This window comes from Pedobacter immunditicola (assembly GCF_037482985.1).
GTDB classification, from domain to species: domain Bacteria; phylum Bacteroidota; class Bacteroidia; order Sphingobacteriales; family Sphingobacteriaceae; genus Pedobacter; species Pedobacter immunditicola.
Genome location: NZ_JBBHKC010000003.1, coordinates 101344 through 115572, shown reverse-complemented (window position 1 = coordinate 115572; position 14229 = coordinate 101344). Strand labels below are relative to the sequence as shown.

Genomic DNA, 14229 nt, shown 5'->3' with positions numbered 1-14229 from the left:
GTGGTGATTTCATATATCATATTCCATACAAGAATTATTATATCCCATAAAGCCGCTCCTATTTCAATAATCACAAAATATTAGTAAATTAAATTACGTTTATTTGTACTGCAAGTTTTAACATTTTTTAACTTAAACTGTTTTACAATTTTTTGATCTTTATCCATGTTTAAAGAAATTCGCAACAAGTATATTCGCTATTTTTCCATATTTATTTTTTGTATATTAATTTTCTTTTGTGCCCTGCAATTAAATTTCTTGTGGTTATTTGGGTATTCCCCTTCCTATCAAGACATTAAAGAGCCTACCCAGCGTGTAGGGTCTGAACTTTATACAGCCGACAGTGTGTTGATTGGCCGTTATTTTAAAGAAAACAGGACACCGGTTAATTTTGAAGAAATCGCACCAAATGTGATCAATGCATTGGTTGCAACAGAAGATGCGCGTTTTTTCAAGCATAGTGGCATCGATTTCATCTCACTTGTTTCCAGTGGCATAGCTACAGCAACAGGTGATAAACGTGGCGCCAGTACCATCACACAGCAGCTGGCAAAGAACTTGTACCGCACCAGGTACAACAAGGCACAGGGCGCCTTTAAACATGTCCCTGTCGTACGTACCATCATGACCAAATTTAAGGAATGGATGACGGCGGTAAAACTGGAAGCCAATTACTCAAAGAAGGATATCATTACCATGTACCTCAATACCGTATCATTTGGCAACAACGCCTACGGCATTAAAACTGCCGCAAGGGTGTACTTTGACAAGGAAGCCAATGAATTAAACATACCCGAATCAGCATTGCTGGTAGGGATGTTAAAAGGTACATCTACTTATAACCCGGTCAGGAATCCTGAAAGAGCAATAGAACGCAGAAATGTAGCGCTCTCCCAGATGAATAAATACGAATATATCAATAACGCAGACCTCCAGCGCTATAAAAAAGCACCCATCATGCTGAAAGAAGGCCAGGTAGATGACAGCAGCAATGGTGACTCTTACTTAAGGGCGGCTGTCGACAAATACCTTGAAAAATGGTGTACTGATAATGGATACGATTTATATGAAGATGGATTAAAAATTTATACAACCATTGATTCCAAGCTCCAGAAACATGCGGAAGAAGCCGTTGCCGAGCAAATGAAAACGTTGCAGCGTCGGTTTTATAGTATCTGGGGTAATGAAGATCCCTGGTATGATTCTGAAAACAACAAAGTAGACTACCCTAACCGGGCAAAGAAAAATCTTCCTATCTATTCCATGCTGGTCAAAAAGCACCAAAATGATCCTGATTCCGTTGATGCCTATTTCGATAAGAAGAAAAAAATGAAAATATTCACCTGGAAAGGTGACCGGGATACGTTATTCTCGACCATGGATTCAATCCGCTATTATGGTAAAATCCTGAATGCCGGGATGATGACACTTGATCCCTTTGAAGGAAAGATCAAAGTATGGGTTGGCGGAATTGACCATGAATTTTTTAAATATGACCATGTAAACCAAAGTAAAAGGCAGGCGGGATCAACCTTTAAGCCCTTTGCTTATCTAGCTGCTTTGGAAAGCGGAATGAGCCCCTGCGACACCTTCACAGACAAACCTGTGCGCATCACCTACCAGGAAAAAGGAAAGACAGAAACCTGGGAACCAAAAAATGCAAGCTACAGCAATACCTACCAGGATATGTCTCTGCGGGCAGCAATGGGGAGATCTGTGAATACGATTACTGCACAGGTAACAGAAAAGGTGGGCTGGGATAACGTAGTGAAGTGGGCACATGAATGTGGGATCGACAGTCACCTTGCCTCAGTACCCTCTGTAAGCCTTGGATCCAATGATGTTACCGTTTATGAAATGGTAAAAGCTTATGGAACTTTCTTAAATAATGGAATGAAAACTGAGCCTATTTTAGTTGAAAAAATTACCGATCTTGATGGTAAATTAATCGCAGAATTTAAGGCGAAACAAAAGCGCGTACTTACAGAAGAAATCAGCTGGCTAATGCTTTACATGCTCAGAGGTGGAATGGATGAACCAGGTGGTACATCTCAGGCCTTATGGGAATGGGACCTCTGGAAGAAGAACAATCAGATAGGTGGTAAAACCGGTACTTCCTCCGCTTATGTAGACGGCTGGTACATGGGCGTCACCAAAGATTTGGTTACCGGAGTCTGGGTGGGATGTGATGAGCGCACGGCACACTTTAAAAACAGTGCAACAGGTGAAGGTGGCAAAACAGCCCTGCCCATTTTTGCTAAATTTATGGAGAAGGTTTATCAGGATCCAACCAGCGGTTATACCTATGGACCATTTCCAAAGGCTACAGTAAAAATAAATGTAAAGTATAACTGTCCTACGCCTCGTTATGTGCCGGATACAACTGCAACCGACACCATACAAACAGACTCATTGGATATGGGTGACCCGTTTTTAAATGAAACACCGGAAACACAAGGACAAACCTTAGAAGTACAACCAACGGAACCTAAAAAACAACCGGCAACCCCACAAGCGGCCAAGCCTGCACCAGCTACACCGTTGAGCAGGAAAGAAGAAAGAGAATTACGAAGAGAACAACGGAGACTGGAAAAAGAAAGAGAAAAAAACTAAGAAGACAAAACAATTCAACGATAAAAATACTTTTACAAAACGCTGATTCCTAACACAATAGACTATGAATTTTATACGGTTAATCTTAGGCTTAATATTCATAATGATTTCTAACCTTGCTGTTCAGGCGCAATATTTCGGTCAGAATAAGGTAAGGTATAAAAATGTGAAGTTTGAAGTGCTGCAAACGCCGAACTTTGAAATTTACTATTATTTAAAAAATAAAGACCTGGTACAAAGGTTTGCCCAGGATGCCGAAACTTGGTATAAAATGCACCAGGAAATTTTCAGGGATACTTTTGAGAAAAAAAATCCTATTATTCTTTACAGCAACCATCCAGATTTTCAACAAACAACGGCCTTACAAGGTGATATTGGCGTAGGAACCGGGGGTGTCACCGAAGCCTTAAAAAACCGGGTGATCATGCCGGTGATGGAATTAAACAGCCAGACCAGACACGTGCTAGGACATGAGCTTGTGCATGCTTTCCAATACCACAGTCTTTTGGAAACAGATTCATTAACACTGGAGAACGTGAGCCAGGTACCCCTATGGATGATCGAAGGTATGGCAGAATACCTTTCCATTGGCAAGAAAGATGCTTTCACCTCCATGTGGATGCGGGATGCCCTGTTGAACAGGGATATCCCCTCTTTAAAAGACCTGACCAGTTCCAATAGGTATTTCCCTTATCGTTATGGGCAGGCTTTCTGGACTTTCATCGGCTCCGTTTACGGCGATACCACCATTGTACCCTTACTTAAAAACACCGCGAAGTTTGGTTATGAAAACGGGTTGAAATATACCTTAGGTTATGATGATAAAGCTTTATCCGGCCTTTGGAAAAACGCTATAGAAAGCCATTACCGGCCTATGTTAAAAGCCGACAGTGCACAGGTAAGGATCACCGGAACAAAAATTATCGACAATAAAAATGCCGGTAATATGAACGTTGCCCCTGCGATAAGTCCGAATGGAGAATACCTGGCATTTATGTCCGAAAAAGACTTGTTTGGGATAGATCTCTTCCTGGCGGATGCGAAGACAGGTAAAATTCTTAAAAAACTCAGCAGCCAGGTCACCAGTTCCCATATTGATGACTTCAGTTTCCTGGAATCCGCAGGAGCCTGGTCGCCTGACAGTAAGAAGTTTGCCTTCGTCGTTTTCAGCAAGGGCCGGAACCAGTTAATGGTAATCGACATAGAAAAAAGGAATGTCCTGCTGCAAACAGGAATGGGAGATGTGGAGCAATTTGGTAACCTGACCTGGTCGCCCGACGGTAATGATATCGCTTTTTCGGGCATGGTAGAAGGCCAGAGTGACATTTTCTCTTACAACTTCAAAACAAAAAAAATTAGTCAGATTACTGACGACGCTTATTCTGATTACGCACCAAGCTATGCGCCTGACGGTAAAAAACTAATCTTTTCTTCTGACCGGGTTTCGATCGACAGCCAAAACACACAAGCGGTTAATCCTATTAATTTAACCATTTACGATTTTGAAAGTAAAAGCTTAACCAACCTCCCGATCTTTCCGGGAGCCAACAACCTGAATGCTTTATTTTCTGGCGACAGCCAAAGGATCTTTTTCCTGTCTAACCGGGATGGTTTCAGGAATATGTATGAATATAACCTGAGCAGTGGTGCATTGAACCAGCTGACTGACTACTTTACCGGTATCAGTGGGATCACAGAGTTCTCTCCTGCAATCACGGTATCAAGAAACGATGAGATCGTTTACAGCTATTACAGATCCCAACGCTATACTTTATACAATGCAGCCCGTGAAAACTTCAAAGCCGTACCAGTCGATGCACAGGACGTTAATTTTGATGCAGCCATTTTACCCCCAGTTGAAAACGTAGCCGTTAATATTGTCAATCCGAACATCAACAATTTCAGAAGCTTTGCAAAAACTCCTCTTGATTCGCTAAACAATATTGCCTACCGGCCTAAATTCAAATTAGATTACCTTGCCAATAGCGGCGTCGGGGTATCCACCAGCACATTTGGTACGGGCGTGATGGGTGGCGTTGTGGGGATGTTCAGTGATATCCTGGGCAGGAACCAGATCGTTGCCAACCTGGCGATAAACGGAGAGGTATACGACTTCGGTGGTATGGTTGGTTACATCAACCAGGAACGCCGGGTGAATTGGGGTGTTGGTATTTCTCATATCCCCTATCTTACCGGATTCAGAGACATTGTAGCCGAAAGTTTACCTGTAGAGGGATCCGATGAACCGCTTGAAGTGATTACCGACAGGACCAACCTGATCCGGACCTTCGAAAACCAAGTACAACTGTTTGCATCACACCCTTTCAATAAATCACATCGTTTCGACCTCGGCACCTCCTATTCAAGGTACAGCTACCGTATCGACAGGATCAGCAATTACTACGAAAACGTGAATGGTTTCCCTGGTTTCTACCTGGGCTCTGATAAAAAGAAAGTCTCCAATGAAGAAGCTGCACGGGAATTCGGTGTATCATTTGATTCCTTCCAGATCTTTAATTTAAATGGTGCCTTTGTTGGTGAAAATACCATTACTGGATTAACCTCACCACTGCAAGGCTTCAGGTACAGAGTTGGTGCTGAGCAAAATTTTGGCGATTATAATTTCACTACGGTTAACCTTGATGGACGAAGATATGTACGGTTAAAACCGATCACGCTTGCCGTGAGGGCACTGACTTATATGCGAATTGGGGAAGAAGGAGAAAACCTTTATCCTTTATTTATTGGCTATCCGTACTTTATCAGGGGTTATGAAGCCAACTCCCTTTATAACAACCAGGGGGGCGCAGGAAATTTTGATATCAACCAACTTTCAGGAAGTAAAATAGCAGTGTTTAATTTCGAGGTACGTTTACCGTTTACAGGACCAAAAAGACTGGCGCAGATCCCTTCCAAATTTCTCTTTTCAGACCTTAACCTCTTCTTCGATGCAGGCCTGGCCTGGAATGAAGATTCAAAGATAGTTTTTAAAAGTCAGCCAAGCGGAGAGTTATTACCAAACGGTACTCCTTTGGAAAGAGTACCTGCTTTAAGTGCAGGTATCTCCCTCAGGATAAATATGTTCGGCTATTTTGTACTGGAACCATATTATGCATTTCCATTTCAACGTAGTGATGTTAAAGCGGGCGTATTCGGCTTAACCTTTGCCCCAGGATGGTAATCTTAACCCCGGGATTATTTCAACGCTAAGACACCCTGCCTAGAGGCATGGAAACCTGTGTATTGATTGTTTTGCTGAAAACGATATGTTCAAAGTCCAGACCAATGGTTAAATCCACCCAATCAGGGTTACAAGAACGCACCAGGCGTTCTTTTTGCATTCTGGTGAAACGGCTCAATGTTTTGAAGCGGCTCAGGGCCTGGGTTTCCGTATTAAACTCTTCAAAATATACCAGCCGCGAAAGCTGCTGGCCACTATCAAAAAATAAGCTAGGCATCTGCTTATAGAAATCCAAAGTTTTCATCAGATCAGCACTCATGCCTACATGCAGGCTGGTTCGGTTCCTGTCGGTTAAGATGTATACAAATTTTTTCATAGCTTTTATCTTAAAATGTTTTAAACTAAATTAGTTAGTATATATATTTGTACAACGAATAAATATTACTAACTTTATTGGTACAATGATACTAACAATATTAGTAAAAACAAAATATATATTAAATTTATTTTATGTCAAATATTTCAGCAAACCTTAAATACCTAAGGAAGAAAAAGAGCCTTACCCAGCAGCAATTCGCTGATGCTATTGGCATTAAAAGATCTTTGGTCGGTGCATATGAAGAAGACCGTGCCGAACCTAAATACGAATTACTAAAGAAAATAGCAGACTTCTATGAATTTAGCATGGATGAATTCATTAATGAAGAGATCAATGATAAATGGAAACCGAAACTTAAGAGCCAGGGAACGAACCTCCGGGTATTAAGTATTTCAGTAGATAAGGACGATAATGAAAACATTGAGCTCGTTCCTGTAAAGGCAAGCGCAGGTTATTTAAATGGTTTTTCAGATCCGGAATACATCAGGGAATTGCCTAAATTCCAATTACCGCTGCCAAGCCTGAAGCAGGGAACTTTCAGGGCCTTTGAAATCACAGGAGATTCTATGCTGCCTATTCAACCCGGAAGCATCATTATCGGAGAATACCTTGACAACTGGAATGAGGTTAAAACCGGCGAAACCTATGTGATCATCAGCAGGAACGAAGGCGTAGTTTATAAAAGGGCAGGTAACCGTTTCAAAGAAAATAAGGAATTAAAACTTATTTCAGACAACAAAGTATATGATCCTTACCAGATTGCTGCAGAAGACATTTTGGAAATCTGGAAAGCGAAAGCTTATTTCAGCTCCAGCCTGCCAGACCCTACCCCTGAACCAACCATTGAAACCTTATCGACCATGATGTCACAAATGCAGAAATCATTGTCACAGCTCAACAGGAGCTAGTGTTGATGAGCTCATCAACACTAGCAAATAACAACCGAGGTAATGACACAAGATAAAATCGAAGACACAAAAAAAGGGAGCTAAATGCTCCCTTTTTTTGTAAACCTTGAATTCTATCTATTTTACTGTATCAATAACAGCTTTGAAAGCTTCCGGATGGTTCATAGCTAAATCAGCTAATACTTTACGGTTTAAGCCGATATTTTTGCTGGCTAATTTACCAATTAGTTGAGAGTAAGAAATACCGTGTTGACGAGCTCCAGCGTTGATACGTTGAATCCATAATCCACGAAATTCTCTTTTCTTAACTTTACGGTCACGGTAAGCATATTGCAAACCTTTTTCTACCGTATTTTTAGCAATGGTGAAAACCTTGCTTCTTGATCCCCAATAGCCTTTGGCCATATTTAGGACTTTTTTCCTTCTTCTTCTCGAAGCTACTGCGTTTACCGAACGTGGCATAGTGTTGTTGTGTTTTGATAAGCGGTGTTGCGTATTTCAGCAAACTTACTACCGGGTACCTGGTTAAAAATTAAATTATTTACCGATTGCAAGCATACGTTTAACGTTGCCCATATCTGCTGATGACACCATGCTAGTGTGACCTAAGTTACGCTTACGTTTTGTAGACATCTTGGTTAAGATGTGGCTTTTGTATGCGTTCTTCCTTGCGATTTTACCGGTTCCAGTAAGCGAAAAACGCTTTTTAGCACTGGAATTGGTTTTCATTTTTGGCATAACCTGTGTTTATTTATGTAATTTATTTATTTTTTCTGCACTTTAGGAGCAAGTGTTAAAAACATCCGTTTACCTTCCAACTTAGGCAATAACTCAACTTTACCTATATCTTCAAGCGCCTGAGCAAATTTAAGTAACAGAATCTCTCCTTGTTCCTTGTAAACAATAGCCCGGCCTTTAAAGTGAACGTAAGCCCGCACCTTTTCACCGTTCTCCAGAAAACTAACCGCATGTTTTAGTTTAAACTGAAAATCGTGATCATTGGTATTCGGTCCAAAACGGATTTCTTTAATGACTGTTTGTTTCGCGTTAGCTTTAATTTCTTTCTGCTTTTTCTTTTGCTCGTAAACAAACTTGCTGTAATCAATAATCCTGCATACTGGAGGATTTGCATTTGGAGAAATTTCTACCAGATCCAATTCCAACTCGTCGGCCATTGCCAAAGCTTTTGCCAAAGGATAGATCCCTGGTTCAACATTATCTCCAGCTAATCTCACTTCCTGAGCCTTGATAAACTGATTAATATTATGTTCTGCTTCTTTTTTCTTAAAAGGAGGACGTGGTCCCCTATTAAATCCTGGTCTGCCTAATGCCAAATTTATATCTTATTTAAATTGTAATTTCTTTAATTAATAGTTCGCTGAATTCTTGTAAAGTCATCTCACCTAAATCGCCGTCTCCATGCTTTCTTACGGAAACTTTGCCTTCAGTCATTTCCTTTTCACCGATAACCAGCATGTAAGGGATCTTTTTTACTTCAGCGTCTCTGATTTTCCTTCCGATTTTTTCATCCCGAAAATCTATTAAACCGCGAATATCGGAATTATTTAGTTCATCTGAAACTTTTTTCGCATATTCTTCATATTTTTCTGAGATAGGAAGAATAATAAATTGTTCCGGAGATAGCCATAAGGGGAAGTTTCCGGCACAGTGTTCAATCAGCACAGCAATAAAACGCTCCAATGAACCGAAAGGTGCACGGTGTATCATTACCGGGCGGTGTTTAAGGTTATCGCTACCGGTATATTCCAGTTCAAAACGCTCTGGCAAATTGTAATCCACCTGTATCGTTCCCAACTGCCATTTTCTGCCAATCGCATCTCTCACCATGAAATCCAGTTTCGGACCGTAAAATGCGGCCTCTCCATATTCCACAACCGTATTCAGGCCTTTTTCGTCGGCAGCCTCAATGATCGCTGCTTCTGCAAGTTCCCAGTTTTCGTCCGAGCCGATGTATTTAGTTTTGTTTTCCGGATCTCTAAGTGACACCTGAGCGGTATAACTTTCAAAACCCAAGGACTTAAACACATATAAAACCAGGTCAATTACTTTTTTAAACTCTTCTTTCACCTGATCGGGGCGGCAAAACAAATGCGCATCATCCTGCGTAAAGCCACGCACACGGGTTAACCCATGTAACTCACCACTTTGCTCATAACGGTACACAGTACCAAATTCAGCAAAACGCAAAGGAAGATCTTTATAAGAACGCGGTTTCACCTTGTAAATTTCACAGTGGTGAGGACAGTTCATGGGCTTAAGGAAAAACTCCTCCCCTTCCTGCGGTGTTTTTATAGGTTGAAAAGCATCCTTGCCATATTTCTCATAGTGGCCGGAAGTAACGTATAAATTCTTATGACCGATGTGCGGTGTCACCACCTGCTCATAACCAGATTTACTTTGTGCACGGGTTAAAAACTGCACCAGGCGTTCACGCAAAGCAGCACCTTTCGGTAACCACAAAGGCAAACCAGCACCAACTTTTTCTGAGAACATGAACAATTCAAGTTCCTTTCCCAATTTACGGTGATCTCTTTTCTTAGCCTCTTCAAGGATATGAAGGTATTCAGTCAGTTCACTGGCCTTAGGGAAAGTAACACCATAGATACGGGTCAGCTGTTTTTTAGTTTCATCACCGCGCCAATATGCACCAGCAACGTTCATTAATTTTACAGCCTTCACAAAACCTGTGTTAGGAATATGCGGACCACGACAAAGGTCAGTAAACTTACCCTGGGTATAAAAAGTAATTTTACCGTCCTCCAAACCATCAATCAGGTCCAGTTTATATTCATCGCCTTTTGAAGTAAAATAATCCAAAGCTTCAGCCTTAGAAATACTCTCCCTTACAAAAACCTGTTTTTGCTTGGCGATTTCAATCATTTTATTCTCGATCAGCTTAAAATCATCCGAAGAAAATTCGATTTCACCGAAGTCTACGTCATAATAAAAGCCCGTTTCAATAGCCGGTCCGATGCCAAATTTGGTTCCAGGATACAATTCTTCCAGCGCTTCAGCCATAATGTGGGCAGAAGAATGCCAGAATGTAGCTTTACCAGCCGTATCATTCCAGGTTAACAATTTTACTTCAGCATCTTTAATAATAGGCCTGGAAGAATCCCAAACCTCACCATTGACTTCAGCAGCTAATACGTTACGTGCAAGACCCTCAGAAATGGATAAAGCGATCTGGTGGGCAGTTGTGCCCTTTTCATACTGACGAACAGAACCGTCAGGAAGTGTAATATTAATCATCTACAACTATGATTTATTAAGTTTAATATTTATAAAAATTATAATCACCTACAATGTGATTTAGAATGCGAAGTTACGTTAAAATCCTAATTTATGACAATATTTCTGATCGTATTTCCGGACTGGTTACCTTGAGTGCCCCTCCTGTTTCTCATCATCGACTCCATTTTAGTCTGCAAAGCCTCTTGAGTAATCACTGTACCTTTTTTAGGTAAGGTCACATCCCTGGCACTCACCTTTCTATATTCTATGCTGTTAGCCATGGTGTTATGCCCTTTACCTTCGATCGCCAGCACAGCGCCTTCAGTCCATAATGCCGGATTTGGAGAGAAGTCAAAACCCAGGTCTTTTGTATACCAAACCACAGTTTCCGTAACAACTTCTTTCAATTCCTCCTGAACCTTACGCTTCATGGTTGTTTTGACCGTCACTTTGTGACAATTTAAGCCCATAATTTTCCTGGTTTCGTCAGATTTAATGTACGCTACCACAGGTGCAGTCATCGCAGGCCGGTTTCCCATGGCCACTGGAAGATCAGCTGTTCCTAATTTGGTATCCAGAAAATAAGTAGTATCACGGAAGTCAAACACCGCGGTCAGTTTTTTATCCGCAAAGCTGTAATAATAATCACGGTTGCTGCCGCCGAAGCCACCCATACGGAAAGTACCGCCACTGCCCCCTTCATTGTTACTGTCTTCTACCTCCTCCACTTTCATATAGCTGGCGTGGGTAGCATTGAACAATAGCTCATGCGGCGTTTTCATACTTTGCATCCTGGCCTGCATTTGAGGTGTTAAGGTTCTCCCACTGGCTTCGGCCATGGCTGCAGGATCAATACTGGTAACAAACTGAATAGCGCCAGACTTGTTTTCCTGCGCCTGCAGGTTTAAAGAAAATGCAAAAAGGCCAGCGATGGCTAAAATAATTGGTTTCATATATTAATTTAATATTCGGTACTTTCCAGCCAGCCGTTAGCCAAAACATCAGCAAGATGCATGGTTTTTAAAGGGATGTTATTCTTATCAATATACCCCTGCAGATGCAATAAACAACTCAGGTCAGTAGATATAATATAATCCGCATCCTGTTCCAGGGCGTTATTCACTTTCTGTTCTGCCATTGCAGAAGATATGGAATCAAACTTAACGGCAAAAGTCCCGCCAAAACCGCAGCACATGTCTGTATCTTTCATTTCCACCATTTCCAGGCCATGAACTTTAGACAATAACAAGCGAGGTTCGTCCTTAATTTTGCATTCCCGCAAACCGCTGCAAGAATCATGGTAGACTGCCCTGCCATCCAACTCTGCACCAAAATAATCTTTCTTCAACACATTAACCAGAAAATCAGAAAGCTCAAATATATTGGTCTGTATATTTCTGCACTTATTATGAACTATTGTATTGGTAAACAAGTCATTAAACCCACTTTTAACCATACCAACACAAGAAGCCGAAGGCGCTACAATATATTTATTTTCAGAAAAATCATTCAGGAATTTGTTACCTGTAACTTTAGCCTCCTCCCAATAACCAGCGTTATAGGCAGGCTGCCCGCAGCAAGTCTGATTAGGATTATAACTCACCTCACATCCGGCTTTTTCCAATATTTTAATGGTATTGAAAGCAGTTTCCGGGTAAAGCTGATCTATAAAACAGGGAACAAATAATTCTATCTTCATGTTGAGCTATTTCTTAACAATTATATATGGGGTTCAAGGTGGCGAACAGGCACAGCAATTAATTTAGCTTGAGCCCTGCGTAGTGAGAGCAGCAATAACAAGCCTAATATAAAAAAAGATGTTAAAGCAATTGTAGAATTTCGCATGCTGCCGGTAAGTTCCTCTATGTATGCAAAGCTAGCCAATCCGGCAACAATAGCAAGTTTTTCAGTCACATCATAAAAGCTGAAAAATGAGGCCGAATCAGCTGTATTTTCAGGAATAAATTTCGAGTAAGTAGATCGGGACAACGATTGAATGCCGCCCATGACCAGTCCGACAAGAGCGGCCAGCAGATAAAACTGCATGGATGTAGTGATAAAATAAGCGCTGATACAAATAAAGATCCATAGCAGCACCACAAAAATCAACACATTTACGTTTCCGTATAATTTCGACAATCGGGATATCAGGTAAGCGCCGGCAATGGCTACCAGCTGAATGATAAGGATGATAGCGATTAAACCGGAAGTATCTAAATTCAATATTTTCTTTCCAAAGCCTGCTGCCACCAGCATAATTGTTTGCACACCCATCGAATAACAAAAGAAGCCTACCAGAAACCTTTTCATCAACACCATTTCCTTAATCTGATTCCACACTTTGTGTAGTTCTACAAAACCACTGGTAATTTTTTTCTGCTCATCAGCATTAAAATTAGGACTACCTTTTGGCAATACTTTAAAAGGAATCTGAGCAAAGCCAATCCACCAAATACCCACGAGTAAAAACGATAATCTGGCTGGAAAACTAAGGTCGGTAATACCAAACCACTCCGGCTTCAGCACAAACAGAAAGCAGATGAGCTGTAAAATCACACTGCCGATATAGCCATAACTGAATCCTTTTGCACTCACCGCATCCTGCTGATCAATGCTGGCTATTTCAGGCAGGTAAGAATTGTAGAACACAATACCACCTCCATAACCAATGGCGGCAAGGGCAAAACAAATGACACCGAGCTCGAGCGTTTCCAGTTTAAAGAAATAGAGACAGCAGCAGGACAAAGCCCCGATCCAGGTGAAAAGCTTCATGTAGACCTTTTTATTGCCTTTATGATCGGCCATAGCACTGAGTACAGGCGACAGCAATGCGATGATGAGGTAAGCCGCCGCAAGCGCATAGTTGGACAAAGCCGTATTGACGAAAGTCAACCCAAAAAAGTTCACCTTATCCCCCCACTCAGGTGTGGTGGTGATGACCGTATAATAAGCAGGAAAAATGGTAGAGGTGATGACAAGGTGGTACCCGGAATTTGCCCAGTCAAAAAATGCCCATGACCGGATTACCCTTTTATTATTCTTTAGACTATTCACTTAATATAATGGAGCTTTTCTAATTCACTTTTTCAAGAAGCGCAGTACCTGCTTTTTTCTTGTTGATATTTTTCGGACTACCTTTATAATAAACCTCACTTGTGCCCGTAGTTTCCAGGTTTAAGTCGTTCAGTACATTGATATTCGCTTTATTGACACCTTCTGTATTCAGACTAACTTTTGCCGTCACAAAATCAAAAGCGTCCAGGGTTAAGGCACCTGTAGACTTCAGGTTATGTTCACCAGCCTGCCCCCTCAGGGTAATTTTTGATGTACCATCAACTGTAGTGGTCATTTTTCCGGTGGTGAGTTCCATGTTCACTTCGGTGTTACCATCTAAATTCAGTTCTACGTCTTTAAGGTTCAACAACGCATGAGAAGCAAGTTTGCTTTCGTTTTCCATCCTGATGGATGTCAGGTAAAGTATACCAGCATACACGATCACAGAATCCTGACCACAGTATTTTTCCGGATCAAGCTTTAACTTTAAGGTTTTACTGCCTACCGAAACTTTCACATCTTCAATGATATTAGAGTCTGCAGCAATACGAACCTTATAACTGCTGTCTTGTTGAAGAATCACTTTGATAGGGCCTCTTATTTCCAGTTTCTCAAACGCTTCCAATTGCTCAGCACGCTCTACACGAATTCCGGAATCTTCTACACATTTGGTATTACAAGCAGTAAATAAGAGAGAGAGTGCCAATAAAAATAAGCTAAGTTGTTTCATTCGTATGTATTTATCGTATGTTGTTTTAAGCGTAAGGAAGCATTAAAAGCTTACCGTAGATAAGTTTTAATACTGCAAATTATGATTTTAATACTGCAAATTAAAATCT

General features: G+C 41.1%; 12 protein-coding genes. 3 read left to right on the top strand and 9 right to left on the bottom strand.

Features of this window, described 5'->3' with window-relative positions; translation table 11 throughout:
* Positions 1 to 165 precede the first annotated feature (165 nt).
* Positions 166 to 2613: a penicillin-binding protein 1A gene (locus WG905_RS05455; RefSeq protein WP_339590697.1), complete on the top strand. Its 2448-nt coding sequence runs from the start codon at positions 166 to 168 to the stop codon at positions 2611 to 2613.
* Positions 2614 to 2716: 103 nt separating this feature from the next.
* Positions 2717 to 5794, top strand: coding sequence for a peptidase MA family metallohydrolase (locus WG905_RS05450; protein ID WP_339590696.1), 3078 nt, complete (start codon positions 2717 to 2719; stop codon positions 5792 to 5794).
* 25 nt (positions 5795 to 5819) lie between these two features.
* Here the strand turns inward: WG905_RS05450 and WG905_RS05445 are convergent, their stop codons facing one another.
* Positions 5820 to 6170, bottom strand: coding sequence for a GIY-YIG nuclease family protein (locus WG905_RS05445; RefSeq protein WP_339590695.1), 351 nt, complete (start codon positions 6168 to 6170; stop codon positions 5820 to 5822).
* A gap of 134 nt (positions 6171 to 6304) precedes the next feature.
* On the opposite strand from WG905_RS05445, the gene WG905_RS05440 reads away from it, so the two are divergent.
* A complete protein-coding gene (locus WG905_RS05440) occupies positions 6305 to 7081 on the top strand; it encodes an XRE family transcriptional regulator (protein WP_339590694.1) in 777 nt (258 codons plus the stop codon).
* A 117-nt stretch (positions 7082 to 7198) separates the two neighbouring features.
* On the opposite strand, the gene rplT is transcribed toward WG905_RS05440, so the two are convergent.
* The 8 genes from rplT to WG905_RS05400 form a co-directional block, all read right to left on the bottom strand.
* Complete coding sequence (gene rplT / locus WG905_RS05435; RefSeq protein WP_108555434.1) at positions 7199 to 7543, bottom strand: 50S ribosomal protein L20; 345 nt, start codon at positions 7541 to 7543, stop codon at positions 7199 to 7201.
* 75 nt (positions 7544 to 7618) lie between these two features.
* Positions 7619 to 7819, bottom strand: a complete 201-nt coding sequence (gene rpmI / locus WG905_RS05430; protein ID WP_037439533.1) for a 50S ribosomal protein L35 — start codon at positions 7817 to 7819, stop codon at positions 7619 to 7621.
* 26 nt (positions 7820 to 7845) lie between these two features.
* A complete protein-coding gene (gene infC / locus WG905_RS05425) occupies positions 7846 to 8415 on the bottom strand; it encodes a translation initiation factor IF-3 (RefSeq protein WP_339590693.1) in 570 nt (189 codons plus the stop codon).
* Positions 8416 to 8428: 13 nt separating this feature from the next.
* Entirely contained in the window at positions 8429 to 10354 is a 1926-nt protein-coding gene (thrS, locus tag WG905_RS05420; RefSeq protein ID WP_339590692.1) for a threonine--tRNA ligase, read from the bottom strand.
* Positions 10355 to 10440: 86 nt separating this feature from the next.
* On the bottom strand, positions 10441 to 11289 hold the full coding sequence (locus WG905_RS05415) for a hypothetical protein (RefSeq protein WP_339590691.1): 849 nt from the start codon (positions 11287 to 11289) through the stop codon (positions 10441 to 10443).
* Between the two features lie 8 nt (positions 11290 to 11297).
* A complete protein-coding gene (locus WG905_RS05410) occupies positions 11298 to 12035 on the bottom strand; it encodes a (Fe-S)-binding protein (protein WP_339590690.1) in 738 nt (245 codons plus the stop codon).
* 20 nt (positions 12036 to 12055) lie between these two features.
* Complete coding sequence (locus WG905_RS05405; protein WP_339590689.1) at positions 12056 to 13390, bottom strand: MFS transporter; 1335 nt, start codon at positions 13388 to 13390, stop codon at positions 12056 to 12058.
* Between the two features lie 19 nt (positions 13391 to 13409).
* Positions 13410 to 14120, bottom strand: a complete 711-nt coding sequence (locus tag WG905_RS05400; protein ID WP_339590688.1) for a head GIN domain-containing protein — start codon at positions 14118 to 14120, stop codon at positions 13410 to 13412.
* Between the last annotated feature and the right edge of the window lie 109 nt (positions 14121 to 14229).